Genomic DNA, 2313 nt, shown 5'->3' with positions numbered 1-2313 from the left:
GGCGGCAGCGACAGATGTGTATAAGCGACTGTTCCGGCGCGGCGCCGCGGCAGTAAAGCCCCAAGGCGTACGGATTGACCCAAACCGGCGCCAAACGGCCGGGGGCGACCCTGAACAGGCTACCGCGCCTGGCGGCCCGCTCAGCGGCTCGGCGTCCTGATGGTCAACGTCGCACCCGCGCCGGCGCCTGCGGCACGGCCGGCCCCGCACCGGCTAAAACCCCGTACGGACCGCACCCCGAAACTAGCTGGTCTCGACGACGACCTCGCCGGGCGCGAACCGCCGGTTGGCCAGGACCGGAAGATACTCCCGGACTTCTTCAATCCGGTTCCGGACAACATCTGCGGTAGCCACGGCTTCGGTTTCCTCGCCGAGGAAAATCTGCGGCACGCCCATTGGGTCCAGGATGGCGGAGTGCCCGATCGTGTGGCCGCTCGACGTTCCAGCCGCCGCGACCCAGACCGTGTTCTCAATGGCCCGTGCCTTCAGCAGAGTCTCCCAGTGGTCGATCTTGTGCTCGCCCTTGAACCATGCCGCCGGAACGGCAATCAGGTCCGCGCCCTGCACGGCGAGCGCCCGTGCCAGTTCGGGGAAGCGCAGGTCGTAGCAGGTCATCAGACCAACCCGCAGTCCACCCAGTTCCACCACCTGGATGCCCCGGTCGCCGGCCTTGATCCGGGTGGATTCGGAATAGCTGAACGCATCGTAGAGGTGCAGCTTGCGGTACGTGCCGGCGATCCGGCCGTCGGCTTCGATGGCCACCAGCGTGTTGTAGGGCCGCTCCTCACCCGAGGATTCGTACCCGCCGGCAACGACGGCGATGCCCAGTTCCGCGGCAGCCAGGGACAGCTGCTGCACAAAGGAGCTCCATCCGGCGTCGACGGCCGCGGCCAGCGGTCCTTCCACCTTGCCGATGCTGAACATCGACTCTTCCGGGAACACGATCAGTTCAGATCCCTCGGCCTTTGCCTTTTCTGCCAGCGAGCGCATCACCGCAAGGTTGGCTGCGACGTCGCCGCCGGGACTGAACTGACCAACGCTGACCAACATGCAGGAACCGCCTTCAGATCGGGACCGGGTGTGATCCCAGCCTAATGCAGGTCCTCGAAGTGCAGCACAGGTTTCAGGACCTGCCCGGATTTCGCGTCGGCGGCCGCGTTGTTGATGTCATTGAACCCGTAGCGGGTGATCATCTTCTCCAGCGGGAACCTGCCCTGCTGGATCAGTTCCACCAGCGCGGGCAGGAACAGCTGCGGAGTGGAGTCCCCCTCGGTGATCCCAATGACCTGCCGGCCGTTGAGCAGAAAGTTCACGTCCAGTTCCACGGTTGACCCGGGGGCCGGGGCACCAATCAGTCCGAGCTTGCCCAGCGGTGCCAGCGCGTCGGCGGCAGTTGCCGCCACCCGGGTGCTTCCGGTGGTCTCCAGCGCGTGGGTCACCCCGGCTCCGCCGGTCAGTTCAAACAGCGCCTGCAGCGCGTCGGTGCTGCCGGAATTGACGACGTCGGTGGCCCCGAGTTTGCGGGCGAGCTCCAGCCGGGAGTCCACCAGGTCCATCACCACAATGCGGGTGGACCCGCCCAGCGCGGCGGCCATGACCGCTGAAAGGCCCACCGGGCCGGCCCCGAATACGGCCAGTGTAGAGCCCGGTTCGGGCCGGAGCACGTTCATAACGGCACCGGCACCGGTCTGGACACCGCAGCCCAGGGGTGCCAGCAGGGAGAGGTCCGCGTCCGGATCCACCTTCGTGACTCCGCGTTCATCCGCGAGCACCAGGTCGGAGAAGGAGGACTGGGCAAAGAAGTGCCCATGCACTCCCTTCCCGTCCTTGCTGATGGTGGCACTGCCGTCCATCCGCTGCCCGCCTACCAGATTAAGCTCCAGGAAATACGTGCAGTAGGCCGGGTGTCCGCTGCGGCAGTTCCGGCATTCCCCGCAGCTGGTAAAGCTGAGCAGCACGTGGTCGCCGGGCACCACGGAAGTGACGGCCGAGCCGACCGCTTCCACGATTCCGGCGCCCTCGTGCCCCAGCACTCCGGGAAGCGGGAAGGGAATGTGCCCGGCCTGGACGCCCAGGTCCGTTCCACACACCCCTGCAGCCTGCACCCGGACCAGGACCTCGTCCGGACGGGGGTCGTCCAGGACGACGTCGGTGATTTCAAAGGGTTCATTGATGCCGCGCAGGATCGCGGCGCGCGCCTGGGTAGTCATAGAGCCCACGCTACGCGGCCGGGTGCCGGAGCATCAGGGTCTGCGGACGGATCGGGGGGGGGGGGGGGGGGGGGGGGGCGGGGGGGGGGCGCGGCGCGGGGCG

At 67.5% G+C, this 2313-nt stretch carries 2 protein-coding genes; both read right to left on the bottom strand.

The features are described from left to right. Nucleotides 1–243: 243 nt before the first annotated feature. Nucleotides 244–1050, bottom strand: coding sequence for a carbon-nitrogen hydrolase family protein (locus TVC13_RS17955; RefSeq protein ID WP_422402488.1), 807 nt, complete (start codon nt 1048–1050; stop codon nt 244–246). Nucleotides 1051–1091: 41 nt separating this feature from the next. Continuing rightward, entirely contained in the window at nt 1092–2210 is a 1119-nt protein-coding gene (locus TVC13_RS17950) for an NAD(P)-dependent alcohol dehydrogenase (RefSeq protein WP_422402487.1), read from the bottom strand. Between the last annotated feature and the right edge of the window lie 103 nt (nt 2211–2313).

It is taken from the genome of Arthrobacter sp. 3Tela_A (genome assembly GCF_049311025.1).
In the GTDB taxonomy this organism is placed as follows: Bacteria; Actinomycetota; Actinomycetes; order Actinomycetales; family Micrococcaceae; genus Arthrobacter_B.
This window is presented reverse-complemented; position numbering and strand designations above follow the sequence as displayed.